The organism is Pontibacter akesuensis (assembly GCF_001611675.1).
Taxonomy (GTDB): Bacteria; Bacteroidota; Bacteroidia; order Cytophagales; family Hymenobacteraceae; genus Pontibacter; species Pontibacter akesuensis.
Window position 1 is genome coordinate 1,801,680 of the sequence record NZ_CP014766.1, and the last position, 24,669, is coordinate 1,826,348.

20 protein-coding genes are annotated in these 24,669 nt (G+C 52.6%); 11 read left to right on the forward strand and 9 right to left on the reverse strand.

Translation table 11 applies throughout. The features are described from left to right. Positions 1-2: 2 nt before the first annotated feature. The 3 genes from A0W33_RS07645 to A0W33_RS07655 all read right to left on the reverse strand — a co-directional run bounded on the left by A0W33_RS07645 (position 3) and on the right by A0W33_RS07655 (position 2,332). The gene (locus A0W33_RS07645; protein ID WP_068840002.1) at positions 3-1,394 is read right to left on the reverse strand and encodes a sigma-54-dependent transcriptional regulator; all 1,392 of its coding nucleotides are present in this window, start codon (positions 1,392-1,394) and stop codon (positions 3-5) included. Between the two features lie 183 nt (positions 1,395-1,577). After that, positions 1,578-1,913 carry a hypothetical protein gene (locus A0W33_RS07650; RefSeq protein ID WP_068840003.1) on the reverse strand — a complete coding sequence of 112 codons (336 nt, stop codon included), beginning with the start codon at positions 1,911-1,913 and terminating at the stop codon, positions 1,578-1,580. A gap of 65 nt (positions 1,914-1,978) precedes the next feature. Next, positions 1,979-2,332: a hypothetical protein gene (locus A0W33_RS07655; protein WP_068837600.1), complete on the reverse strand. Its 354-nt coding sequence runs from the start codon at positions 2,330-2,332 to the stop codon at positions 1,979-1,981. 295 nt (positions 2,333-2,627) lie between these two features. On the opposite strand from A0W33_RS07655, the gene polA reads away from it, so the two are divergent. Further along, positions 2,628-5,480 carry a DNA polymerase I gene (gene polA, locus A0W33_RS07660; RefSeq protein WP_068837601.1) on the forward strand — a complete coding sequence of 951 codons (2,853 nt, stop codon included), beginning with the start codon at positions 2,628-2,630 and terminating at the stop codon, positions 5,478-5,480. Between the two features lie 169 nt (positions 5,481-5,649). Here the strand turns inward: polA and A0W33_RS07665 are convergent, their stop codons facing one another. Continuing rightward, the gene (locus tag A0W33_RS07665; protein WP_068837602.1) at positions 5,650-6,972 is read right to left on the reverse strand and encodes an SGNH/GDSL hydrolase family protein; all 1,323 of its coding nucleotides are present in this window, start codon (positions 6,970-6,972) and stop codon (positions 5,650-5,652) included. Positions 6,973-6,985: 13 nt separating this feature from the next. After that, positions 6,986-8,224, reverse strand: a complete 1,239-nt coding sequence (locus A0W33_RS07670; RefSeq protein WP_068837603.1) for an OmpP1/FadL family transporter — start codon at positions 8,222-8,224, stop codon at positions 6,986-6,988. Positions 8,225-8,565: 341 nt separating this feature from the next. Here A0W33_RS07670 and A0W33_RS07675 point away from each other — a divergent pair, with 341 nt between their 5' ends. Further along, positions 8,566-9,459, forward strand: coding sequence for an NAD(P)/FAD-dependent oxidoreductase (locus A0W33_RS07675; protein ID WP_068837604.1), 894 nt, complete (start codon positions 8,566-8,568; stop codon positions 9,457-9,459). 174 nt (positions 9,460-9,633) lie between these two features. Here A0W33_RS07675 and A0W33_RS07680 read toward each other — a convergent pair whose 3' ends face one another. Together A0W33_RS07680 and A0W33_RS07685 are read right to left on the reverse strand one after the other, a co-directional pair. Beyond that, positions 9,634-10,467 (reverse strand): cyanophycinase, encoded by an 834-nt coding sequence (locus tag A0W33_RS07680; RefSeq protein WP_068837605.1) that lies wholly within the window; start codon positions 10,465-10,467, stop codon positions 9,634-9,636. A 105-nt stretch (positions 10,468-10,572) separates the two neighbouring features. Further along, positions 10,573-11,439 (reverse strand): sterol desaturase family protein, encoded by an 867-nt coding sequence (locus A0W33_RS07685; protein WP_068837606.1) that lies wholly within the window; start codon positions 11,437-11,439, stop codon positions 10,573-10,575. Positions 11,440-11,779: 340 nt separating this feature from the next. Between A0W33_RS07685 and A0W33_RS20855 the strand changes: the two genes are divergently transcribed. The 3 genes from A0W33_RS20855 to A0W33_RS21090 are packed head-to-tail and all read left to right on the forward strand — an operon-like array spanning position 11,780 to position 12,372. Next, a complete protein-coding gene (locus tag A0W33_RS20855) occupies positions 11,780-11,944 on the forward strand; it encodes a hypothetical protein (RefSeq protein ID WP_157578005.1) in 165 nt (54 codons plus the stop codon). Between the two features lie 57 nt (positions 11,945-12,001). Next, the gene (locus tag A0W33_RS20860; RefSeq protein ID WP_157578007.1) at positions 12,002-12,166 is read left to right on the forward strand and encodes a hypothetical protein; all 165 of its coding nucleotides are present in this window, start codon (positions 12,002-12,004) and stop codon (positions 12,164-12,166) included. Positions 12,167-12,210: 44 nt separating this feature from the next. Next, positions 12,211-12,372, forward strand: coding sequence for a hypothetical protein (locus tag A0W33_RS21090; RefSeq protein WP_172798100.1), 162 nt, complete (start codon positions 12,211-12,213; stop codon positions 12,370-12,372). A 221-nt stretch (positions 12,373-12,593) separates the two neighbouring features. Here the strand turns inward: A0W33_RS21090 and A0W33_RS07690 are convergent, their stop codons facing one another. Together A0W33_RS07690 and arfB are read right to left on the reverse strand one after the other, a co-directional pair. After that, positions 12,594-13,157, reverse strand: coding sequence for a hypothetical protein (locus tag A0W33_RS07690; RefSeq protein ID WP_068837607.1), 564 nt, complete (start codon positions 13,155-13,157; stop codon positions 12,594-12,596). Positions 13,158-13,249: 92 nt separating this feature from the next. Further along, positions 13,250-13,657, reverse strand: coding sequence for an alternative ribosome rescue aminoacyl-tRNA hydrolase ArfB (arfB, locus tag A0W33_RS07695; RefSeq protein ID WP_068840004.1), 408 nt, complete (start codon positions 13,655-13,657; stop codon positions 13,250-13,252). 448 nt (positions 13,658-14,105) lie between these two features. On the opposite strand from arfB, the gene A0W33_RS07700 reads away from it, so the two are divergent. The 6 genes from A0W33_RS07700 to dgt all read left to right on the forward strand — a co-directional run bounded on the left by A0W33_RS07700 (position 14,106) and on the right by dgt (position 24,661). Beyond that, positions 14,106-15,755 (forward strand): alpha-amylase family protein, encoded by a 1,650-nt coding sequence (locus tag A0W33_RS07700; protein ID WP_068837608.1) that lies wholly within the window; start codon positions 14,106-14,108, stop codon positions 15,753-15,755. 68 nt (positions 15,756-15,823) lie between these two features. Then, positions 15,824-16,903 carry a site-2 protease family protein gene (locus tag A0W33_RS07705; protein WP_068837609.1) on the forward strand — a complete coding sequence of 360 codons (1,080 nt, stop codon included), beginning with the start codon at positions 15,824-15,826 and terminating at the stop codon, positions 16,901-16,903. 724 nt (positions 16,904-17,627) lie between these two features. Continuing rightward, positions 17,628-18,017 carry a BlaI/MecI/CopY family transcriptional regulator gene (locus A0W33_RS07710; RefSeq protein WP_068837610.1) on the forward strand — a complete coding sequence of 130 codons (390 nt, stop codon included), beginning with the start codon at positions 17,628-17,630 and terminating at the stop codon, positions 18,015-18,017. Further along, a complete protein-coding gene (locus tag A0W33_RS07715; RefSeq protein WP_068837611.1) occupies positions 18,014-20,008 on the forward strand; it encodes a M56 family metallopeptidase in 1,995 nt (664 codons plus the stop codon). Before A0W33_RS07710 ends, A0W33_RS07715 begins: the two co-directional genes overlap by 4 nt. A gap of 315 nt (positions 20,009-20,323) precedes the next feature. Then, positions 20,324-22,453 carry a T9SS type A sorting domain-containing protein gene (locus tag A0W33_RS07720; RefSeq protein WP_068837612.1) on the forward strand — a complete coding sequence of 710 codons (2,130 nt, stop codon included), beginning with the start codon at positions 20,324-20,326 and terminating at the stop codon, positions 22,451-22,453. An 837-nt stretch (positions 22,454-23,290) separates the two neighbouring features. Beyond that, on the forward strand, positions 23,291-24,661 hold the full coding sequence (gene dgt / locus A0W33_RS07725; protein WP_068837613.1) for a dGTP triphosphohydrolase: 1,371 nt from the start codon (positions 23,291-23,293) through the stop codon (positions 24,659-24,661). Positions 24,662-24,669: the final 8 nt, after the last annotated feature.

The window sequence follows — 24,669 nt, forward strand, 5'->3', positions numbered from 1 at the left end:
ACTTAAATGTCGATGTTGTAAAGCTTCAGCTTGTTGTATAAGGTCTTTCGGTCTATGTTCAGCAAGCGCGCTGCCTTCGACTTGTTATACTTCACGCGCTCCAGCATGGCCAGGATCATTTCACGCTCAGTGCGCTCGTTTATACTTTTCAGGTCCGTATCCATGGGGTCTCTTGAAGCGCCCGAGTAAGAAAAGCCGCCTTCGCTTTGCTGCGGTTGCGGCACAGCGGGGGTGTAATTCACTATTTCCGGTGGTAATTGCTGTAGCGTTACTTCAGCTGTCTTGCACAGCAGCACGGCGCGCTTCACAACGTTTCGGAGTTCCCTCAGGTTTCCGGGCCAGTTATACTTGAGCATGGCCTGCTGCGTGGCCTCATCAAAACCCGAGATATTTTTCTCCAACTCCCGGTTTGCCTGCGCCAGGAAGTGCTTCGCGAACAACACCACATCGCCATCACGATCGCGCAATGGGGGCACGTTGATCTTAAACTCGTTTAGGCGGTGATACAGGTCCTCGCGGAACTGGCCTTTCGAAACAGCTTGCACCAGGTCCTCGTTGGTAGCCGCCAGCACCCGCACATCCACATCCTGGTCGGAGGTACTGCCTAGCTTCCGCACTTTACGCTCCTGCAGTGCGCGCAGCAGCTTTACCTGCACCTCGTAGGGTAGGTTACCGATCTCATCCAGGAATAGGGTGCCGCCTTCGGCTGCCTCAAATTGCCCCTCCTTGTCTTTCACAGCGCCCGTAAAGGCTCCTTTCACATAGCCGAACAGTTCGCTGCCAGCTAATTCTTTTGACAGCGCACCGCAGTCTATGGCCACAAAGGGTTTGTCGTGGCGCTTGCTCTGGTGGTGCATCATACGGGCAACATATTCCTTGCCCGTGCCGCTTTCCCCCTCAATAATCACCGACAGATTGGTGGGAGCCACCAGCGTGATAAACTCCTCTATCTGCTCAGACTGCGGACTTTGCCCCCGCACAAACTGCAGGGTTCCGGCCACGGTGGTTGGTGCCTCATCGGCGGCAGGCGCATGCTTTTTATTCAGGGCGTTCTGCACCACCAGCAGTGTTTCGTCGGGGTTGATGGGCTTGGTAATGTACTCGAAAGCCCCCATTTTTATGGCGCGTACGGCCGTTCGGATGTCAGCGTAGGTGGTCATCAGGATCACCGGCACATCAGGGGTGAGCACTTGTATCTGTGACATCAGCTCCAGCCCGTCTTTGTCAGGCAGGCGGAAGTCGGTCAGGATCAGGTCGAAAGATGATGCCTTTAGTAGGCGCAGCCCGTCATTAGCTGTGAAAGCTGTCTCTACCTCGAGCTGCTGCCGTTTCAGGAACGACTTGAGCATCAGGCAGAAAGCAGGATCATCATCAATAAGAAGTATCTTAGGCATAGTTGCGTTCATGTGTTACAGCCTGCAGGGCGCAATGCAGGAAGCCTTTAAGTAACGGATTTATATCGTATTTGTTCTATACCTTCCAAAGGCGATTCTTGTTGTGCGGGGCATAAACAGAAAAAGCCCCCGTTGTATAACGGAGGCTCCTCCCGGAATTATATATAAACGGTACTGCCGGGCCTAACCCTGCACTACATTGCCTGCTTCGTCGTAGCGTACAACCACGGGCTGCTCTTGCTCCTTGTTCAGGAGTTGCACCTCGTAGATGGCGGCGGCACCGGCTTCGGCGGGCTGTAGCTTGTGTACTTCGCCTACCGTCCATTCTTTGTATTCGCCACCCGTTACGGCGGTTTTTACGGCCTCTGGCAATTCTTCAAGGGTGATTTTCTGCTTGTTCTGCTGGCCCTGCGGTGTTGTCTGCTGCACTGCCTGCGTAGTGTTTGCCGCATTGCCCTGCGCCTGCGCGCCTAGACCCACAAGCGCAAAGGCCACGGCTAAAAGTGATATCTTTTTCATAATCATTTTCAAATTTAAACTTTACTCTAAAAAACTGTTTTGCTGTTGCTAGTAATACTCCCGCCCTACTCGTCTCCTGCCAGCGCCTCTCCGGTTTCGTCAAATCGGGCAACCGTGTGCTGCTGCGCTGCATTAGTGAAGTATACTTCGTAAACAGGGGCGATATCGGCGGCAACCGGGGCTACCGGAACCACCTTGTATACTCCGCTTACCTGCCACTCCTTCAGCACATCGTGCTGAAGGGCCTGCTTTACTCCCTCCGGCAGCTCCTCTTTCTTTATCTCCTGCTTGCCCCTTTGCAGCTCCTGCCGCAACTCAGACGGTGGCAGCTGGGTAGAGGGCACTGTTTGGGCCTTCGCTTCCAAAGACACCAGTGCAAACGCTGCAAAAGCCAGTGCCAGGGAAAATGCTTTTTTCATAGTTCTATTCTGTTGCGTCCTTTACTTCTTCTGCCAATCCCCTTTAAAAGAACTGTGCCAGAAATTGCAGCAGCACACAACTTGCTGTATGGTAGAAAATTACGTCCTGCTAGCAGTTTAGCAGCCATAGCCGCCGCTGTAGACTTGTTCCACAAGGTGCGTAGCATCGCCTGCAAGCTGTGTGTTGGCGCAAGTATAATTTGGAAATAAAGCGGCACGGCTGGCAGCAAGTATAAATCGTATAGGCGATGAACGGGCAGGCAGGGTTTATACTTAAATTAACTAAATTAGCAGCATGAGCGAACCACGTAAGAAACTGTTTCTGCTAGACGCACTAGCACTGATATACCGCGCCCACTTTGCCTTCAGCAAGAACCCGCGCATCAACTCCAAAGGCATGAACACGGGCGCGGCCCTTGGCTTTACCAACACGCTGGTAGAAGTACTACAAAAGGAGCAGCCCACGCACATTGCCGTCGCCTTCGACTCCGCCGCCAAAACCTTCCGCCACGACAGCTTTGCCGATTACAAGGCCAACCGCCAGTCGCAGCCCGAGGATATCTCCATCGCCATACCGTACTGCAAAAAGATCGTGGAGGCCTTTAACATTCCGGTATTGATCCTGGATGGCTATGAGGCAGATGATATTATTGGCACCATGGCACAGCGGGCAGAGAAAGCCGGTTTCGACGTGTACATGATGACGCCGGACAAGGACTACTGCCAGCTGGTAACCGAGCATGTATACTTGTACAAGCCCGCCTTCATGGGTAACGCCATCGAAGTGTGGGATGTGCAGAAGATACTGGATAAGTGGGAAATTGAGCGGGTAGAACAGGTAATAGACATACTTGGCTTGCAGGGCGATGCCGTGGATAACATTCCGGGCATTCCGGGTATTGGTGAGAAAACGGCCAAAACACTTATCCAGCGTTTTGGCTCTGTGGAGAACCTGATCGCCAATGCCGACCAGCTGAAGGGCAAGCAGAAAGAGAACGTGGTGAACTTTGCCGACCAGGGCATCATGTCAAAAGAACTGGCTACTATCCATTGCGATGTGCCGCTGGAGTTTAACGAGGAGGCGCTGCTTTATAACGGCCCCAACGAGGAGCAGATAACAGAGCTGTTTGCCGAGCTGGAGTTCCGGCAGTTGGCGCAGCGCGTGCTGGGCAAAAGCCTGAGTGAGGCTGCTTCGGCACCTGCCGCCGCCAGGGGAACAAGAAAAGGCAAGGGAAATAGCAACCAAGGCTCTCTGTTTGATGCACCTGCAGCGGCGGTTGCCACAGCAGACGCCACCGCAACAGCTGACGCTATTCCGGCCAGCATGCAAAGTATGGGCACAACCCTGCACGATTACCACCTCATCAACACTCCCGAGCTGCGCCAGAGCCTGGTGCAGTACCTGCTGAAGCAGGATGAGATCTCATTCGACACCGAAACCACCAGTATAGATGCCATCACGGCAAAGCTGGTGGGCATGTCGTTCTGCTACCGCCCGGGCGAAGCCTACTATGTGCCGGTGCCGCCAAACGACCTGGAGGAGGCGCAGCGCATTGTAGACGAGTTCCGACCGGTGCTGGAGAACCCAAACATAGCCATGATCGGCCAGAACATCAAGTATGATATCCTGGTGATGAAGAACTATAAAACAGAGGTGAAGGGACCGATCTTCGACACCATGATTGCCCATTACCTGCTGGAGCCCGAAATGCGCCACAACATGGACGTGCTTGCTGAAACATACCTTAACTACTCGCCTGTTCCGATCACCGATCTGATCGGGCCGAAGGGCAAGAACCAGAAAACCATGGCCGACCTGGAGCCGGAGGAGGTGAAGGATTATGCCTGTGAGGATGCTGACATCACGCTGCAGCTGAAGCTATACTTTGAGCCGCTGCTGCAGGAGCAGGGTCTGATGAAGCTGTTCCGCGACATCGAAAACCCGCTGGTGCAGGTACTGGCTGATATCGAGAAAGAAGGCATTAGTATAGATTCTGACGCCCTGGCTGATATTTCGATGCAGCTGGAAGCGGAGATCGTAAGTATGGAGAAACGTATTTTTGAAATTGCCGGGGAGCAGTTCAACATCGGATCTCCTAAGCAACTCGGCGAGATCCTCTTCGACAAGCTAGAGTTGAACGGCAAATCAAAAATCAAGAAGACCAAGACCGGCCAGTACGCTACCGGCGAGGAAATCCTGACCAAGCTGGCCGCAGAAAACGAGATCGTGCGCCTGATCCTGGATCACCGGCAGGTGTCGAAGCTGAAATCCACTTATGTGGATGCGCTGCCGCAACTGGTATGCGAGCAGGACAACCGCGTGCATACTTCGTTTAACCAAGCGGTAACAGCCACCGGTCGCCTGAGCTCCACCAACCCGAACCTGCAGAACATCCCGATTCGCACGGAGCGTGGCCGCGAGATACGCAAGGCCTTTGTGCCGCGCAACAGCAAGCACCTCATCATCTCTGCCGACTACTCACAGATCGAGTTGCGCATTATGGCCGATTTCAGCGGCGACCCGACCATGAAAGAGGCGTTTAAAAACGGAATTGACGTGCACGCCTCCACGGCCAGCAAGGTGTTCCACGTGCCACTGGAGCAGGTGGATGCTGAGATGCGCCGTAAGGCCAAGATGGTGAACTTCGGTATTATCTACGGCATTTCTGCTTTTGGCCTGGCAGAGCGCCTGGTGATTCCGCGCCGCGAGGCCGCCGATATCATCGAAGCCTACTTTCAGGAGTTTCCTGCAATCAAGGAGTACATGGACAGCACCATCGACAAAGCCCGCGAGCTGGAGTACGCCGAAACTATACTTGGCCGCCGCCGCTACCTGCGCGATATCAACTCGCGCAACCAAACGGTACGCGCCTTTGCCGAGCGCAACGCCATCAATGCACCCATACAGGGCACAGCCGCCGATATAATCAAGATCGCGATGATCAACATACAGGATTACCTGAAGCAGGAGAAGCTCGCCACCCGCATGATTCTGCAGGTGCATGACGAACTCCTGTTTGATGCGCCAAAAGAAGAAGTGGAAATCGTGACACCGAAAATTGTGGAGCTGATGACCAACGCACTGCCGCTAAGCGTTCCGATGGAAGTTGGTTTGGGCGTGGGCGAAAACTGGCTGGAGGCGCATTAAAATCACTTAAAGACCTCGCAGCGTGCGCAGCTCCTGCGAGCGCCTGATGGCTCTAAGCAAGTTTAGGTCGCTCACATGTTCGGACGGCACTGTAAGATAGACGTAAAACAAAAAAGGCTCCTCTTATGCAGAGGAGCCTTTTTTGTTAAGCTAACGAGAACTATACCAGTTACGGGAAAAGAACCGCGTTATACTGGGTTTCATCAACCGTTGGCACATTGGCGCCATACTTCGAGTTGATGTTGCGAATGATCTCGTTTGCCACGATGGCATAACCACGAGGCGTAAGGTGCACACCATCCAAAGAGAACAGGTTACCGGCGATAAACGCAGGAGAGTAATTCACCGCATTTATATTCAGTGTAGGTTTACCTTCTCTCATTTGGATAGAGTTGAAAAACGCATTCATATCCACAAAGGCAAGACCCTTTGCCTGCGCCGCAGCAGCAAGCATGCTGTTGAAGTTAGCAGTGGCCTGCTTCACAGCGGTAACTTCTGCTTGGTCAAGCACCTCGCCATTACGCAAAGGATTAAACTGGCTAAAGCCATGCGGAATGGTAGCTGGGCCCACCGGCTCAGGAGTGCCTACTGTAGAGGTAAGCAATACATAGTCGGCTGGGGTTGCCGGACGAACCGTACCATTGCCTGTTGTAATGTAAAGCTGGGTGTTCGCTGCTTTGGCACTGGCTATGATACTGGCAGTGGCCTTGGTTGTGAAAAACGGAATACCTGTTACATCCGGAATGTTAATGATCACACCTTCTGTTTCTCCATCGGCAGTGAGTGCGTTCACCATGGCATTCAGGTTTGTCTGGAACCTGTCGGCGTCCGAGATCGGGGCCTGTCCACCAGAAGTGGCAAAGCCCAGCACATCGTTGTTGCCCAACCACATAGTGAAGAAGGTAGGGTTTGTGGCCGCTACTTTGTTCACGTACGGCATCAGGCCACTCGCTCCTGTAAACTCGTTGCCGATCAGGCGCTCATAAAATGGGTTAAAGCCCACCGGGTTGTTCAGGCCATACCCTGGTGTGGTTACATCTACCATTTTAATGCCCGGTATACCTAAGTTGTTCACTTCATCAAGAAACTCGGTATACAAAGGGGTTTTGCCATCAGCTCCCATGCCTCTCACGGCAAGTTTATCTGTTACCGGCTGCAGTATCGGTGATCCAGAAGCATCAAAGCCAGTAAATCTTAGGTAACCGGAGCCGTTTTCCTGCTCTTGCGTGAACAGTGGCTGGGTGAACTCGCCACCGCCAGCCTTCTCAAATTGCTGGGCAAGTATAGCCGGGTAAGAACTCAGCTGCCCCGAACGATAAAGACCTCCGTCTGCGTAGCCAGCTGTCAGGGAATTCCCAACTGCCACATACTTAGTAAAATCAGCCTGGCCCGAGCTGGCAGCCGGCGCATCAATTTCCGGATCGCAGCTGGTAAGGAGCACACTGGCAAAAAGAGCCGCCAGCACACCGGATTTATAGAAATACTTTTTCATTATCGTAGGTAAATTAGAAGTTATAGGTTAAAGCCAAACCCGGGATGTAAGCAACAGACTTGTAAGTACCGGCTATACCGTTTGATTTATCAGCAGCGTCTGTTCTTTCCTTTTTGTTGATGTACAGGAAGGAAGCGTCTACAGCGAAGTTATCAGAGATTCTGTAGCCCAGGCCAACAGAAAGACCGCGTGAGTCCGCATCTGGTGTCTCTGGCGTCAGGTAACCGTCCTGCACAGGCGTCTGGTCCAGGTAAGCACCGGCACGAAGCGCCAAGGCATCGCTTACCTCATACTCAGCTCCGATGCGGTAGATATAAGCGTCTTCGTAGTTACGTCCGCTCACTGAAGACTCATTTCCGGCAACAGGTTTTGTAAAGTCGAAACGCAGCTCCTCATAAGCGCTCCAACCCACACGGCTTACATCCACAGCCAGCGTTAGCTGCTCGCTTGGCTTATAGCCGATACCCAGGGAAAGAGTGGATGGCAGCGGCAACTCAGCAGAGAACTGGGTGCCTGGCTGGAAATTCGCACTTGCTGAAGCTGGAACGTTTGTGAATGTAACACTCCCTTCTTCCACCGACAAGTCAACCTGTGAGCGGTAGCTTAGGCCTAATGAGAACTGCTCGGTCGGCTCAAAGTAAATACCTGCGTTAAAGCCGAAGCCAGTTTTTGCACCGCCGTCCAGTTCAATTTCACCCTCGGTGCCATCCTGGTTCTGCAGTGGCAACACACGCTGCAGGTTTACTGAGCCTGTGGCTATAGTCAGGCCTGCACCAATGCCCAACTTTTCGGTAATCTGGTAGCTCAGCGTCGGCTGGATAAACACCGCCTCCAACGACAGTTGCGACAGGGCAAAGCGCCCGTTCCAATCTTCACCCCAGTTCACGGTACTTCCAAAAGGAGTATAAACGCCCAGACCCACCGTTAATTTCTCGCTAACGTTATAGGCAGCATACACACTAAATGGCGTGCCAAGCGGGTTATCAGCCGCAGCAGTAGTGGCAGTTGGCTCAGGAGCACGGTACGCTATTTTAGAAATAATGCCGCTGGCACCAATAGTCACCCCGTTCTCGCGCAGGAAGCTCATGGCTCCCGGGTTAAAGAAGATGCTGGATGTACCTGTTTGAATACCAGTACCCGTATGGCCCATACCAATTTGCCGTTGGCTGGCCAGGTTCACCTGATAGCCTCCAGCCATAGCAGAGGCTGAGAGAAGCGTGCCACCTAGTAAGGCTAAAATTTTGCTTTTCATAAAGTAAGATGAGTTAATAGTCGGTGATAAAAGGTCTAAACAAATATATCATTAATGCAGCGTCTCACAATACATTTTCAAATATTTTTCGAAATGAGTCGAAAAATGAAAAGGCGCCCCCTGCGGTTCATTTCCTGTTTTTGCACGTCTCCCTGTGGCACTGCCGCTCCTCTGGCTCAACGTATCATGAAACATTACTATTTTAAAACACAAAAGCCAAGGGCAGCGGCAGATACTTCTTAAATATAATTTAATCCTAGTTTAGAACCTACCTTATCGGCCCACCCTGCGTTAGATAGTTTTCAGAAACTGAAGAAGAATACTACTGAAGAAGAATATTTATGTATGATGTCATAATAATAGGAGGCGGCCCGGCAGGACTGAATGCAGCGATGCTGCTTGGCCGCTCCCGCCGCAAGGTTATTTTATTTGACAGCGGAAAACCCCGTAACCGCTGGTCGAACAACATGAACGGGTTCTTAACAAGCGATGGCATGCCTCCTGGGGAGTTCATCAAGAAAGGCCGCGCTGAGCTGGCCAAATATGGAGTGGAGTTAGTGGATACAATCATTGAAACGGCTACTTATACCAAAGGAGAGTTTGTGGTGAATGATGTGGACGGAACAGTATACCGCTCACGTAAACTGCTGCTCGCCACCGGCCTGAAAGACGAACTTCCGCCTGTAGAGGGCGCGGAGGAGCTGTACGGCAAAAGCGTGCACCACTGCCCTTACTGCGATGGCTGGGAGAGCCGCGACAAGGCCATTGCCGTGTATGGCCCCGAGCGCAAAGGCACCGGCCAGGCCCTCGCCATGAAAACCTGGAGCGCTGATGTTACCCTCTACACCGACGGTACCGACAGCCTGACCCGGGACGACCTAGAATTGCTGGAGCGCAACGAAGTCAAGATTTGCAAAGAAAAGATTGTAAGGCTGGAGGGAACAGATGGACAACTGGAACACATTGTGCTGAAAGACGGGGAAAAGCGGCCACAGGGCGCTATGTTTTTCTCGCTGGGCACTCAGCAGCAGTCTGACCTTGGTACGCAATTAGGCTGCGAGTTCACCGATAAAGGCGTAATCAAAACCAAGAAGCTGCAGCACTCTAATATTCCGGGCCTGTTTGTAGCCGGCGATGCCGCCCGTGACATGCAAATGGTGATTGTGGCCGCCGCCGAAGGAGCCAAAGCCGGTGTAGCCATCAACATGGAGTTGCAGCAGGAGGACAGGAAGTAAAAATTGGCTGTGACAGCTACTTTTGCCTTGCAGTTATACTTTCCCTGCTGTTGTCATTTCGAACGCAGTGAGAAATCTATCTTAAATTCTGAATAGATTTCTCACTGCGTTCGAAATGACATTTTTTTATAAAGAATCAATTTATACTTGCCCATTACCAAGTATAAACCTTTATCAGACGCCCACATTGCTTTGCTCCTGCGGTACAGGCTGGAACAGGTGCTCCCTGAGGCAGTAGCGGTAGCCGTGCACGAGCAGGTGCATTTTCAGGTTTTGCACCGCAATGGGTTCATTTTCCGGAACCTCACTTATATTGGAGAAGCGCACGTCGCTTGCATCGATTATAGTGACCACACCGGGTCCAAACACCTCCACCTGATCGCCGTTTTTGATGATGATGCCTGTCTCCTCGCTTAGGCCGACGCCAACATAATCCCGATCGTGGGCTACGGCGTGTGCCAGGCGGCCAAACCTGCCTCGCTCCGCAAAATGCGTGTCGATGTATACTTTGCTGATAAAGCCAAAGCCGTGCGTCGTTTTCATCTCGCCCCGGAGCAGCGAGTAGTGCCCGTAGCCGTTGTAAATCATACGGTCTGACATCACGGCGGCACCCGCGCTTGTGCCGGAGATGATGATATCCTCTTCTCTGAACCGGCGCTGCATCTCTTTCAGCACCTGTGTTCCGTTCAGGAAACGCGCGAGCCGCAGCTGGTCACCACCGGTAAAGAAAATCACATCCGCCTTTCTAATGCGGGCTATATTGTCGGGTGTGTCGGCTTCGTGCTCCTCATCGATGCGCATAAAGTGCGCGTTCCCGCAGCCAAGTTCCTCAAAGGCCTCTTTATAAGCATTCCCGGAGTTAACGCCATCCGCTGCCTGCGGAGTGGCTGTGGCAATAACTTCTATGTGCGACTGCAAACTGCAGATTTCAGATTTTATAAGTTTAATAAGACCATCGTCATCGCCGCCGCCCAGTGCAATCAGTCTTCCTTTCACTTCTTCTTCCATAGCGTCATCTTTCTTGTTAAGGGTGAGTCTTTATACTTGCTGAAGGAGCAACAGGTTAACAGTGGCAGGCACTTTAAAATTTCGTAAAAAGCAATATATAGCTGGCTAAGGCAGCAATATTGTTGGTGATGGCCGCTCCTCTCGCTCTGGCACTGTTCCATCAGGCAGCACCCAGGCACGCGGCTTTTCAAACGGCATCCGGAACAGGTGTGCCGGTTTTTGCTCCGAAGGATTGCGGTAAGCGGGCACGCCAATGGTGATCTCGTCCTGCGGCACGTTCAGGCGCAGGGTCTGGTGCAGGCGGTCCCACCACGAGAAGATTACGGAATAATTGCTGTTGGTTTCCTGGCGCACAATAGAGTGGTGGATGCCGTGCATGCGCGGCGTTACCATCACTTTGCACAGCTGCTTCTCCACCGCATAGGGCAGGCGCAGGTTGCTGTGGTGAAATGCGGTGCAGCCTTCAAAGATCACCTCGTAAAAAAGCACCAGCGGCGCAGGCACCCCCAACAGGGCAATTACGCCGCCGCGGTAAGGCACCGAGGCAAAGTTCTCGCCCACATGAAACCGCCAGGCCGAAGACAGGTCGAGGTCCATATCGGAGTGGTGCACGTTGTGGAAGCGCCACAGCAAACCAGAGCGGTGCATGAGCATGTGCCAGAAGTAATTACCGTAGTCCAGCAGCAGAAAGCCTAAGCCGTAGCGAACCGCCGTGGGCAATTTAAGCCAGGGCATCAGGCCAAACTGATGGCGGTTGGCCCATCGCGCCGCCGCATACATGCCGGGCACCAGCAGAAGGCGCAGGGCAGGCAGGGCTGTCACCGCTACGCTTGCATTCTGAATCAGACGTTTTGTTTTAGGCCGGGTGCGCCGCCTCAGTTGCCGCTTTGCCTCCAGCACAAAAAGTACACTTGCGGCCACGCCCAGCAGCGGCATGCCTATTTTATCGAATTTGGGGAAAAGTATCTTCATCAGCTGTAGCTACCGGGTTGCGTTGGTTAAATATTGAATGTAGGCACACATAGTGTTAAAACAATTAATAATAGCATCATTCTTATTTGTCCGCATTCAGAAAAAGTGTTCGGTAACGAACAGAAATGTGTTCGCCAACGGACACGTTACCAAGTATAAAAACAGCTATTCTTCAACATAATCTGTTGATTTATAGCACATTAAAAAACCTGGCACGTATCATGCAATAAGTCAATCAGAAATAAATAAAATTATTTCGGCTCCAAGCAACCATTTGATGTAAGCCGCTATCTATTAATCAGAAACAAGAAAGAAATTAAAACCACTAAAGTATAAAGTTATGAAAATCGTGATCCTAATTTTCGCCTGTATGGCCGGTATGAGTGCCAGTATTCAGAAATCAGCAAAAGATGTGCAAGAGATTCAAAGTCGCCACGAGCTGAGAGAGTACAAAGCTTACCCTAACCTGCTCCCTCAAGTTGAGATTGTCGCCCCCGAACTATAGTCTCTTCCAACACCAAGCCAAATCCACTATCTGCAATACCTAACAAAATAAAAAACCATGAAAATTGTTCTTTTAATTCTCGCAATCATCCTGGGCATGGGTCTTACCATCAAACAGTCCGCAAAGGAAGTACAGGAAATTGCCGCCCGACAGGAGCTGAGCAAGTATAAAGGCCAGCCAAATCTGTTGCCAATGGTAGAGGTAGTAGCCCCTCGCATTTAGGCTACCATACAACCGTAACACCACGCGCTTACCAAAATAGAACCATGAAAATAATAATCCTTCTCTTTGCCATACTCGCGAGCTTTTGCCTTGAGTGCAAAGAACTATTCAACAACAGACCCCTGATAGCTGCCAGGCACCAGTTGCTTGCCGCTGCTGACCTCGTGCCAGTTCCTGCTGAAACTCCTCAGGCTATGCAACTATAGCCTGAGGCAGCGGTGGCAAATGCCTGCCGCACCAGGCTTTTTTCATCCTTCCTAAAACACTTACTGCTACAAAGCAAGTGGCTGCTACCACGCCAGTGGGCAAGTGCTAGTGCTAGCCTGACATAACAATTAGAGTTCGCCTGTGTCCTTAGAAACTGTGTCGAGGCCTTTCTACCAGTTGTTTCTAATTCATCATTCCTAATTTCTAATTTGGCGCAGCACTAGTTATCCTTCTTCTTAAAAATATCCAGGATACCTGGCTGCTCCTCGTCCCGCTTATTCTTCTTATTTTTCTCATCCTTGTCGCCAAACGGCCACAGGCTTTTCTTCTTCTTTTTTTCCGGGATGATAACGTAGCGCACGGATATGCCGGAGGAGAGGTGCACCCAGTCTTCGTGGTTGATGTGCACGGCTGGTTTCACATCGGCGGAGAGCAGGAAGGGCAGGCCATTTACTTTGTACTCAATGCCCAGCATGGCGTCCACTCCGGTAAAAACGCCGCTGCCTTTCAGGTTACCGATGTGCCCGCCGGCGCCCAGGTAATAGTTAAAGCGCTCCCCAAGTATGGGGAAGTGCCACTCGTACAGGGCAGTGCCGCTCACTTCGCGGGAACCGACGGTGCCGATTGCCTCAATGGTGCCTCTTTCATTCAATTTCTGCTGTAGCGTCAGTCCGATCCGGTCGCTCTCGATGCGCACGCCGGCCGCCGTAATGTATTTCTGGGCGCTGGCAGCCATACTTGCGCCACACAGCAACACGACCAGCAAAAGTAATTTCTTCGTCATAATTCAGGGTGAATGGTTTGGTATTCCGTCGCTGCAAATTTCTTACCTAACGCAGCGGCCGGTCTTGTAGTGTTTGGGCATCGGCTCTAAAATCAGCCCCGGAAGTTGCGGTTGGCCTTTTTCTCTGCCTGCTTTTTCTTTCCCTCCAGCCGGCGCCTTACGCTGGAGCGGGTGGGCTTGGTGGAGGTGCGCTTCTTTTGCCGCGTCAGGGCCTGCCGCAGCAGCTCGCTGAACCGCTCCATGCACAGCTCCTTGTTCCGAAGCTGAGTGCGCTCCGTCTGGCATACCACCTGCAGGTAGCCCTCGTTGTTGATGCGGTTAGCCAGTTTCTCCAGCACCAGTGCCTTCTCCGTTTCCGACAGCAGCTCCGAGTTTTCCACATGAAACTTCAGCTCCACCTTGGTGTTTACCTTGTTCACGTTCTGGCCGCCGGCACCACCGCTTCGCGACGTCTGAAACTGCAGCTCGCGCTCAAAATCCCGTCCTCCTAAGTTCGCCATACTATCTTTTGCTCTTATTCCATGTTGGTTCTGCTGTTCCCTTTTCTGCCCAGGCATTGGTTGGGTAATTTGGGCATCGCATTATAAAAAAATAACTGCTGCCCCTTTCATACCACGTAGGCAGGAGCAAAGGTGGCAGGTTGTGCCGATGTACGCAAACTGGCATTGCCTGGTCTACATCAAAAGCAGCATATGCCCACCACAGAACCTACTTGCAAAGTATACCCGTAGTAGGGAATACGGCAAAATTATTTGCCGCACTATCTATCAACTTAATTTAACAAAGGAAGACGCTATCAAATAATATGCGGGAGTCAGTACAACAGGATTTATATCCTGGAACTTAACAGTTCCCCGTTACATCAGCACCCAATCCGCCCGGACACGCGCCAGGCAAAATTACGCTGTTTGAAATGACAGCTCTTCCGTTAACAGCGTAGCTATGCAAATGAAAGAGAAAGACCTTTGGTATAAGCATGCCATTATTTATGCCCTGGATGTAGAAACGTTCCAGGATTCGAACGGTGACGGCATCGGTGATTTCCAGGGCCTGATCGGGCGGCTGGATTACCTGGCCACCCTGGGTATCACCTGTATCTGGCTGCTGCCTTTTTACCCCACGCCCAACCGCGACAACGGCTATGACGTGATGGACTACTACAACATAGACAAGCGCCTTGGATCTTTGGGAGATTTTGCCGCTTTTATCCGGGAGGCCAATGAGCGTGGTATGCGCGTGCTAGTGGATTTGGTGGTCAACCATACTTCCGATCAGCACCCCTGGTTCCAGGAATCGCGCAAGAACCCAAACTCCAAATTCCGCGATTTTTATACCTGGCGCAAAGAGAAACCGAAGGAGCAGATAGCTAAACCCGCCTTCGCCGATAGGCAGGACGGCATCTGGACTTACGATGAAGAAGCCAAAGCTTACTACATGCACCGCTTCTACAAGCACCAGCCCGACCTGAACCTGGGTAATCCTGAGGTGCACAAAGAGATTCACCACATCATGGGCTTCTGGCTGGCGCTGGGCGTTTCCGGTTTCCGGATAGATGCCGCGCACATACTAGTGGAAAGCGACAGCGAAATAGACAAAGACGAGTACTATGACCTGATAGAGGACATGCGCGACTTCGTGACCCAGCACAGCAAGGATGCTATACTACTGGCCGAGGCCTCAGGGCCTCCGGAAGTGGTGGGCAAGTTCTTTAAGGGCAGAGACCGCATGCACATGATGTTCAATTTCCTGCTAAACCAGCACGTGTTCCTCGCCCTCGCCCAAAAGAAAGGCATTCCGATTGCCAAAGGGCTGCGCATGCTGCCGCCTAAGGACGATGACCTGCAGTGGCTCAACTTCCTGCGCCACCACGACGAACTGAACCTGGAGGACCTGGAAGAGCCCGAGACACAGGAGGTTTTCGATGTTTTTGCCCCTGATAAGGACATGCGCATTTTTGGACGCGGCATCCGCCGTCGCCTCGCCCCGATCCTGGGCGGCGACAGGCGCCGGATAGAACTCGCCTACAGCTTACTCTTCAGTTTGCCGGGCACCCCCGTAATACAGTATGGTGCCGAGATCGGTATGGGCGATGATTTGTCGCTGGAAGGACGTAAAAGCGTGCGCACGCCCATGCAGTGGACAACGGAAGAAAATGGCGGTTTCTCCAACGCCCCGGTCGATCAGTTGCCCCGCCCCGTTATTTCGGGGGGAGCTTATGGGTATAAAAAGGTGAATGTGGTACAGCAGCAGCGGGAGACAAATTCGCTCCTGAACTGGATGGAGCGTGTTATCCGGCTGCGCCGCCAGTACCCCGAACTCGGCTCCGGCACGTCCGACATACTGCAGGTAGGAAACGAGAAGGTGTTTGCGCACTCCTGCGAGCTGGTGTACACCACCGTTGTGGTACATAATTTAAGTGACGACGATGTAACCGTTACCCTGCCCGCACTGGACCAGAAGGACAAGTATATGGTGGAAGTGTTCAGCAACGATGACTACGATATGCCAAAGAAGGGACAGGTAGAACTAAAACCTTACGGGTACCGCTGGTTCAGGCTGCACCCTGCAAAAAAAGAGAACAGGGAAGGCAAGGCATAAACCGCCCCTGTTGGCGCGGCACTTCAGTCACGCTAACAGGGATATTTAATTAGTTTAAAGTATAAGGCATGAAGTGGTCGCTAAACTTAGGTAGAATTGCAGGCATAAAAATTCTTGTGCACTGGACCTTTGTGCTCCTGTTGGGCTGGGTTGCCTTCACGGAAGCGCAGCGGGGCAGCGATATGGCCACTACCCTGCTGGCCATGGCTTTTATACTTGCGGTCTTTTTCTGTGTGGTGCTGCACGAGTTGGGGCACTCCCTCACAGCACGGCGTTTCGGCATCAACACCAAAATGATAACGCTGCTGCCCATTGGCGGAGTGGCCAGTTTAGAGCGGATGCCCGAGCAGCCACGCAAGGAGCTGCTTATCGCGGCCGCCGGCCCGGCTGTAAACGTGGTAATTGCGCTTATCCTTTGGCTGGTGCTCCCTTCGCTCCAGAATGTGCCGACACAGGAGTTCTTTCAGCAAATTACGCCGGCTAACTTTTTTTACATGCTGCTGATCGTAAATGTGGTGCTGGTGGTGTTTAACGCCATTCCCGCTTTCCCGATGGATGGCGGGCGCGTACTTCGGGCGTTGCTGGCGTTCAAGCTAGGTCGCGTGCGGGCTACCCAGATTGCCGCCAACATAGGCCAGTTGCTCGCGATCCTGTTCGTTTTCGTCGGCTTTATGTATAACCCCTTTCTTATTCTGATTGGGGCCTTTGTTTTTTTCGGGGCTTATTCTGAGAACATACTTGTACAGCACCTCGATCACCTGCGCGGCCACTCCGTGCGCGAGGGAATGATGACCAACTTCGTGACGCTGGCTCCCTCAGAAACAGTACGCGATGCCGTGAGCAAACTGCTGATGGGCTCCGAGCATGAGTTCATTGTGGAGCAGGAAGGACAGGTAGTCGGCACACTTACCCGCTCCCAACTGATACAGGCTGTGAAAGAAGAGCAAATGCACCGGCCGGTGGCGGAAATCATGTCGGCGGATGTGAAAGCATTTAACGTGCAGGACAAGTTAGCCGACGCTTACACCGAACTGCAAAAGACCAAAGCGCCGCTTTATCCCGTACTCGAAAACGGCCGCCTTGCCGGTGTTATCAATACCGATAACATCAATGAGTTTATCATGGTCAAATCTGCGCTGACGCATTAGCAGGTAGGGTAGCCTAGGCTGTTTCCTATTAGCTGCAAGTATGGTATGAATCAAGTATAAGTATAAACCCACCCCTCCGGGGAAGGGAATTTATCTCACCCCAGCCCTCTCTTTATAGAGGGCCCTACTCCCGAAACAGGAGAGGGAGTGCTGCTTACTGTAATCCAACCACCCCCGCCTTATCCAAGGAGGGGAGTTATCCGCAGTAGTGTAAACATCCCCCTACCCCCTTCAAAGGGGGACTTAGCCTTTATTGCATAGCGAAAGCTGTGGCTATATGAGCTGATTCCAGTCCTTGGGTTGAGCGCCTTGTGCATGTTGCGGTGCCCGTTAAGGGCAGCCCGCAGCGGAGCGAGGAGCAGCTTCAGGCACACAGCGCGATGCCCGAGGACGGGGCCTCACGGCCGTGAGCGCTCCAAAATCAGAAGTGAAACAGTAGGTAATTGGAAACTGGAGGATCAGCCGCCGCTAGAAAAGTTAGCTTGGTTCAAAGTATGGCAAACAGTGGCTATAGAAGTATAAACTGCTTAAAGCAGAAGCAGATCGAGGCACAAGCGGACGCTTGCGCCAGATATAAGCTAGCATACCATCGGCAGTGAAAAGAAGAAAACAGAGGACTACACCCCACATATACGAAAATAATCGTACTAACACTTTGCATTACGAAACTATTCGTATATACTTGTAGTACAACAAGCAAATCACCGTTAACTCATTATCATCTATGGCTTTAGAACCAACTCCCAAACCGACAGAGTCTGAACTGGAGATACTACAGGTGCTGTGGCAGCACGGTGCCAGCACCGTTCGGTTTGTACACGAAGAACTAAGCAAGACAAAGGACGCCGGCTATACCACCACACTCAAGCTCATGCAGATTATGGCGGAGAAAAAGATGCTGGAGGCGGATAAAACTAGCCGCTCGCACATTTTCAGGCCGCTGCTGCAGGAGGAGGATACGCAGCAGCAGTTGCTCAACCGCTTTCTGGACACCACATTCAGGGGCTCGGCCAGTAAGCTGGTGATGCAGGCGCTCGGCAACAGCCGCACCTCCAAAGAGGAGTTAGACGAAATCAGAAACCTGTTAAATAAACTGGAAGGAGGATCCCAATGAACCAACTCGCAAACCTAATACCCGAAGGACTCATAAATGCCCTCGGCTGGACCTTGCTGCACTCGCTCTGGCAAGGTGCCTTTGTGGCCCTGCTGCTAAGCCTGCTGCTGGTGCTGTTGCACCGCCACACGGCCCGCACGCGCTATGCTGTTTCCGGCGCAGCGATGACCGCTCAGTTGCTCCTTTCCCTCGGCACTTTTGGCTTTTACTACGCACAGCATCAGGCACCGGCCCAAATGTTTTATACTTCGGAGGCTGTTAGCACACTTGCTGTGGCAACACCAGCGCCTTCTTTCTGGGCAGACCCGCTTGCCGTGGCACAGGTATACTTTGAGCAGCACCTGCCGCTGTTGGTAACATTGTGGCTGCTGGGCCTTGTGCTGATGACTGTCCGGTTGATTGGCGGCGTGGCTTACACGCAGCGCCTGCGACACTACAAAACGCGCGTAGCCGCCGTGCAGTGGCAGCAGCGGCTGAAAATGCTGAGCGAGCGGTTGGGCGTAAAAAAAGGCGTGCAGTTACTGGAGTCGGCGCTGGTTCAGGTGCCCATGGCCATTGGCGTGGCAAAACCGGTAATACTTTTCCCCATCGGCGCCCTCACTGGCCTAAGTCAGGCACAGGTAGAGGCCATACTTGCCCACGAGCTGGCACACATTGCCCGAAAGGACTACCTGTTCAACCTGCTTCAATCGGTGGTGGATTTGCTGTTCTTTTACCATCCGGCCATGTGGTGGCTGTCTGGTGTAGTGCGGGCCGAGCGGGAAAACTGCTGCGATGATTTAGCTGTGGCCCTTTGCGGCGACACGCTCACTTATGCGCGGGCGCTCACTGAAATTGAGTCGCTGCACCTAACGGGAGCGCCGGCCATGGCACTGGCTTTTTCCGGGAAGCGCGGCAAACTGATGCACCGCATCAAGCGTTTGCTCGGAAGGCAGCCGCTTACTCCTAGCTTTTCGGAGGGCTTTGCGGCTGGATTGGTGCTGGTGGCAGGTATGCTGGTGCTCACGTTTGGCGCTTCGGCAGCTTTGAGGCCGCAGAACGATACCACGCATGCCCAAACGGCAAAGAATAACTTAGATAAAACCACACCGGCACCTGATGTGCCAGAGGCAAATGCCTACGTAGCCCAGGACTCCGCCGGCGAAAACCGTAACGTGATTCTCATCACCAACAAAAAAGGAAAAGTAAAAGAACTGTACGTAAATGGCAAGCGCATACCCGACCGCGACCTGAACAAGTATAAATCCCTGATCGACCAGCGCCTGCAGGCCATGGAGAACGCCACGAAAGCCGGCCGTGCAGAAGCGCAGGAATTGGTGGCGCAGGCAAGCAGCGAACTGGCAGACGCACGCACCGAAAGCAGCGTTGCCCCTGCCCCTCCGGTGGCACCTTTACCACCCGCTTACAGAATTGCAGTGGCTCCCCCGCTTCCGCCTATGCCCCCTGCACCACCACAAAGTAACGCCACCAGGAAAGAGATAAAGCAGTATGAGCAGGAGGTAAAAGCGTTTGAGGAGGAGATGGCGCAGTTTAAGGAAGAGCTTCATGCGGTGGAGAAGCTGGAGCGTGGCTACAGAACGCAGGGCATCTGGAACGACAGCACCTACCGGGACCAGAAAAAGCTTCAGAGAGAGATGATGCAGCAAAGCAAGCTTCAAAGAGCTGAAATGGAAGCAAAGCGCGAAGAAATGGGCACCCGAAGACCAGACTTGGACAGAAGAAGGGCGGAAATAGAGCAGCGCAGGGCCGAGATGGAAGTCCGAAGAGCTGAGACGGACGTACGCAGGGCCGAAATGGAGCAGCGCCGGAAAGAGCAGGAGAAGATTCGGAAGAAAATGCGGGAGGAACTGGTGAAGGATGGGCTGATTGAAAGCGACAGCAGTGACCTAAACATGCAGTTCAACAACGACGCACTGTACATCAACGGCAAAAAACAGCCCCAGCACGTGTACGATAAGTATAAAAAGATTCTGGAAGGGAAACAGCCGTAACCCCGCTGCCGCACCCCATCCGAAACAAAAAGGCCTGCCACTTGTATAAATTGGCAGGCCTTTTTGCTTAAATTGCTTACTGGCTATATTTAATCGGACCACAATACATCCTAGAAAGGGTGAATTTGCGTAAGATATACCGCCTGCCTCTCCGGAGGCCTGGTATTTGTATGATCTTAATTTCTGGAGGCAAACCTAACCGCGAACATTCCGGCTCAAATACGGGCTGATGCGGCACTTTTGCAGTGCGAAAGCTGATTTTTATAGTACTAACGTATTTTTGTTTCATCACAACCATGACTGTTACCTCTTTTTATGGCTAAAGTATACCCCCTCGTTTTAACAGGGTGGCGCACCACGTTTATGCTGCTTGCCCTTGTTTTTTTCCTCCCGCTCCACTTTGCCTTTGCTTCCGACACCCAGCACATGGTGCCGCTCACGCTGAAAGAGCGCGTGCAGCAGGCTGATTTTATCGTGGAAGGAGAAGTAGTACGCCAGCAGTCGTTCTGGGATGCACGGCACGAAAACATCTACACCTCCAACCTTATCCAGGTATACAAGTCTTTTAAAGGCGATGTGCGGGCAGAGCAGCTGGAAATCATCACAGAGGGTGGCACGGTTGGTTTCAGCAAGCACGTATACTCTACGGCACTTCAGCTGCAGCCCGGCCAGCAAGGTTTGTTTTTCCTGGACCGGCAGCAGCAACTGCAGCGTACGCCAGCCACCACCAGCCTTAGCACCACCGCCTACGGCAGCCAGCAGGGCTTTGTGAAGTATGACGCGGCAAACCGAACAGCCCGAAGTGTGTTCGACAGCTACAGCAGCACAAAGCAGCTGTATGAGGCGGTTACCAGGGAAACCGGCCAAAGCTACCGCTCCATTTCCAGGAACCCAAGCTTAGAGGCACCGGCTTTGGAAAATCGCCAGCAGGCGCAAAAAGCGCCTCTTGCTCCGGTTATTACCAGCTTCTCGCCTACGGTAGCCAGTGCCGGCACTGGCACTGTGCTTACTATTAACGGCACCGGCTTCGGCAACAGCCGGGGAGATGGGTTTGTGGCGTTCCAGAATGCGGATGATGGGGGACAGACCACGGTAAAGCCACTGGAGACAGAGTACATCTCCTGGACAAACACACAGATAAAGCTTTACATTCCCTCTGCCACTGAGGAGGGCGGCACCGCAGGCTCCGGGCGTATTATCGTTTCCACAAACGATGACGCCTCCATAACTTCCCTTGCGCCTATCATCCTCGAGTTTGCCTACTCCAACGTTGAGTTTGAGGGCAAGGCTTTCAAGCCAATTTTGATAAACCAGAACCGCAGCGGGGGCTACACCATACGCTTCGCCCCAAGTATGCAAAACAGGCAGGCAGCCAAAGAAGGCTTCCGAAGGGCCATGAATTCCTGGATCTGCGTATCTGAGGTTAATTGGGAAATTGGCTCTCCCACTACCGTTGAGAAGGCAGCCGACGACGGAGTGAACGTTATTCGTTTTGCGCCCGGTTCTACCACAGGCGCCGGCGTATTGGCCCGCACCATCAGCCGCTATGAAGGGTGCGCCAGTAACAACGACACATTGTTCTGGGTATCGGAATTCGATATGGAGATAAACAGCACGATCAGTTGGCAGTACGGCCCCGCCGGCCCCGGTCAAAATCAGTTTGACTTTGAAACGGTAATGCTGCACGAACTGGGGCACGCCCACCAGCTAAGCCACGTGAACCTGGACCGTGCCGTGATGCTGTATGCCATTGAGTCGGAAAGACTGTACCGCGACCTTAGCACACTGGACATCAAAGGTGCCAATCTGGTGATGGCAAATAGTACCGGAGCAAACATATGCGAACAGCCGCCCATCGTGCCGCTCCTTACCGGAGACTGTAACCTCTCTCCCGAAATTTACACGATTCAGGCAGACTTCTTTATGTCTAACAGTGCGGTGCGGGTGGACTGGGTAACGATAAACGAGCGTACGGTAGATTATTTTGTTGTACAGCGCAGCGCTGATCGCATAGCGTGGGAGGACGTAAGCACAGTAGATGCCAAAGGCTCCAGAACCAATACAGACAGCCTGGACTATACCCTCACCGACACATCGCCGCTGCCGGATGTAAGCTACTACCGCCTGCAGGTGTTCTACACCGACGGCACATCCAGCTTCTCGCCTTCGGCGCGCGTGCTTGACCCTGCTTCACTGCGCGTGTTCAAAGTGTTTCCGAACCCTTTCGTGGATGAGCTGAGCCTGTTCTACATCGTGCAGACCTCCACCACCATGGACATTGAAATGTACAGCATGACAGGAAAGCTGGTGCGCGATTTCACGCTGCAGGTGTATGATGCGAACGTGCCTGTAACATTGGATTTGTCGGGAATTGCGGCAGGCGTATACATACTGAAATGGCAGGAAGGCAACAGAAGCGGTCAGCAGAAAGTCATTAAACTCTGATAAAGCTTCAGTAAGTAAAGCCCGCGTAACGCTATTCTGCTACAGGAAAGGCAGCAGGCAGGAAGCTTGCTGTAGAAGCTTCCTGCCTGCTGCCTTTTTAGTGAACTACAGTGGCCGCTTACCTGCGCCACAATGCAAAAAGCAAGCAGAATGCTGTTTGGGGAAACAGCCGCCCGCTTGCTTTTCAGGGAAATAACAGCCGGATACAGTTGCACACACATGGAAGTGCGCAGTGTGTTAGCCTGCCTTTTGTTAGGGTTGTAGCGCTTAAGTGTTTTCTGTGCTTGGAATAGGTCTTATTGCGATGGATCAAAATTCGGCATCCGGTTTCTATAACACAAGGTACTTTGCTGCCCTTTTGTAACATGGCAAAACTAGCGGCTATTTCCTTTCCAACTCCCTGTAAAACCGTTTGAGCGCTTTTTATGGCCTAAGTGGTGGGCAATCAACTGATCAGTTTGTAACATGCTTCCGAAAAAAAATATTGTTACACCATCCATCTTCACATGCAACTCCTGTTATAAAGGCGCACCACAAGTATAACCACCGGTAAAAATCTGCCAATGAAACCATTACAATCATAATTTATACTTGCACAGGATATTGCCTCTTCCTGGCCCTTACATCGTTTTCCATTTTCCTTCTAGTGGGTTATTTACAGCCTCCATCAACACAACCAGCAGATTTAAGTTTACGAAAAAAGAGCAGGCGTACGCATGTACTTTTTCTGGCGCTTCTGATGATGCAAATTCGAACACTCTGCCTATCTTTAATGCTTGCTGGTACCCGCTGATCCGGGTGCCGCAGTGCTAACCTGTTACACGTATACGCCACGCCATGTCGCAACCCACCTCCTGGAACAAGCTCATCTCCAAAAAACGCTTTATAACCAACGACCCTAAGTATAGCACCGACGAATCGGTTCGAGGCGAATTTCAGCGCGACTACGACCGTATCGTGTTCTCCTCTGCCTTCAGGCGGCTGCAGAACAAGACGCAGGTGATGCCCATGCCCGAGAGCGACTTTGTGCACACACGCCTGACCCATAGTTTAGAGGCATCCGTTGTGGGCCGCTCGCTGGGCCGCATTGTGGGCAAGAGCATACTGGAGCGCTACCCGGAACTGGCGCAGGAAAAGCATATCCAGGAGGCTGATTTCGGCGATGTAGTGGCGGCCGCCTGCCTTGCCCACGACATCGGCAACCCACCTTTCGGCCACTCCGGCGAAGACGCCATCTCCACGTACTTTCAAAGCGCGGCGGCAAAGCCCTACCTGGCCTCGCTCACAGCGGCTGAGAAAGCCGATCTGTTCCACTACGAGGGCAACGCTGCGGGTTTTCGGGTGCTCACCTATACGTATCCGACGCACTGCAACCTGCCCGGCGGCCTTAGCCTGACGTTTACCACGCTGGCTACTTTCACCAAATACCCGAAGGAGTCACTGCCTGTTTTCCAAAGCACAAAGAACACCAGCGAGAAGAAGTATGGCTTCTTTCAGACGGAGAAGGCGTGGTTTAACACCATTGCGCAGGAGTTGGGGCTGCTGAAAAAAGGCGCCGATGGGGAGGTATTCTATAACCGCCATCCACTGGCGTTCCTGGTAGAGGCCGCCGACGACATCTGCTACCGCATCATCGACTTTGAAGACGGTCTTAAACTGGGCCTGGTGCCGCAGGAACAAGGTATGGGCTTGCTCCGCCAGATTCTGAACGATGATCCGAGCCGAAAGTCCAGCCTCACCTTTTTTGACTGGCGTGAGGAGATCGGCTACCTGCGTGCGCGCATTATTGGCAGGCTGATAGAGGAGACCACCGCTATTTTCCTGCAGCACGAGCCGGAGATTTTGCAGGGCTCCTACGATAAGCCATTAATAAATGAACTGGCCTGTAAGCCTGTGCTGGACCAGATCAGAGACCTGTCCATCAAGCTGATTTACCAGAACCGCCCGGTACTGGAGATAGAGGCCGCCGGTTTTGAAGTGCTGGGAGGCCTGCTGGATGCGGGTATAAAAGCGGTGTTCGAACCCGAGTCTAAGCACCACCGCAAGTTGGCTGCACTTATCCCGTCGCACTACCTGCAGCTACCCACTTCGGCCACAGACTATGAGCGCATCATCCACATCACCGACTTTGTGGCCAGCCTCACCGACCAGGCCGCGCTGGGGCTGTACCGCAAGATAAAGGGCATTGAGTTGCCGCGGATGTATTAGAAGGTAGA

Coding starts and splice junctions, on each gene's coding strand:
- A0W33_RS07645 (WP_068840002.1), bottom strand. CDS start 1,394: ATGCCTAAGATACTTCTTATTGATGATGATCCTGCTTTCTGCCTGATG.
- A0W33_RS07650 (WP_068840003.1), bottom strand. CDS start 1,913: ATGAAAAAGATATCACTTTTAGCCGTGGCCTTTGCGCTTGTGGGTCTA.
- A0W33_RS07655 (WP_068837600.1), bottom strand. CDS start 2,332: ATGAAAAAAGCATTTTCCCTGGCACTGGCTTTTGCAGCGTTTGCACTG.
- polA (WP_068837601.1), top strand. CDS start 2,628: ATGAGCGAACCACGTAAGAAACTGTTTCTGCTAGACGCACTAGCACTG.
- A0W33_RS07665 (WP_068837602.1), bottom strand. CDS start 6,972: ATGAAAAAGTATTTCTATAAATCCGGTGTGCTGGCGGCTCTTTTTGCC.
- A0W33_RS07670 (WP_068837603.1), bottom strand. CDS start 8,224: ATGAAAAGCAAAATTTTAGCCTTACTAGGTGGCACGCTTCTCTCAGCC.
- A0W33_RS07675 (WP_068837604.1), top strand. CDS start 8,566: ATGTATGATGTCATAATAATAGGAGGCGGCCCGGCAGGACTGAATGCA.
- A0W33_RS07680 (WP_068837605.1), bottom strand. CDS start 10,467: ATGGAAGAAGAAGTGAAAGGAAGACTGATTGCACTGGGCGGCGGCGAT.
- A0W33_RS07685 (WP_068837606.1), bottom strand. CDS start 11,439: ATGAAGATACTTTTCCCCAAATTCGATAAAATAGGCATGCCGCTGCTG.
- A0W33_RS20855 (WP_157578005.1), top strand. CDS start 11,780: ATGAAAATCGTGATCCTAATTTTCGCCTGTATGGCCGGTATGAGTGCC.
- A0W33_RS20860 (WP_157578007.1), top strand. CDS start 12,002: ATGAAAATTGTTCTTTTAATTCTCGCAATCATCCTGGGCATGGGTCTT.
- A0W33_RS21090 (WP_172798100.1), top strand. CDS start 12,211: ATGAAAATAATAATCCTTCTCTTTGCCATACTCGCGAGCTTTTGCCTT.
- A0W33_RS07690 (WP_068837607.1), bottom strand. CDS start 13,157: ATGACGAAGAAATTACTTTTGCTGGTCGTGTTGCTGTGTGGCGCAAGT.
- arfB (WP_068840004.1), bottom strand. CDS start 13,657: ATGGCGAACTTAGGAGGACGGGATTTTGAGCGCGAGCTGCAGTTTCAG.
- A0W33_RS07700 (WP_068837608.1), top strand. CDS start 14,106: ATGAAAGAGAAAGACCTTTGGTATAAGCATGCCATTATTTATGCCCTG.
- A0W33_RS07705 (WP_068837609.1), top strand. CDS start 15,824: ATGAAGTGGTCGCTAAACTTAGGTAGAATTGCAGGCATAAAAATTCTT.
- A0W33_RS07710 (WP_068837610.1), top strand. CDS start 17,628: ATGGCTTTAGAACCAACTCCCAAACCGACAGAGTCTGAACTGGAGATA.
- A0W33_RS07715 (WP_068837611.1), top strand. CDS start 18,014: ATGAACCAACTCGCAAACCTAATACCCGAAGGACTCATAAATGCCCTC.
- A0W33_RS07720 (WP_068837612.1), top strand. CDS start 20,324: ATGGCTAAAGTATACCCCCTCGTTTTAACAGGGTGGCGCACCACGTTT.
- dgt (WP_068837613.1), top strand. CDS start 23,291: ATGTCGCAACCCACCTCCTGGAACAAGCTCATCTCCAAAAAACGCTTT.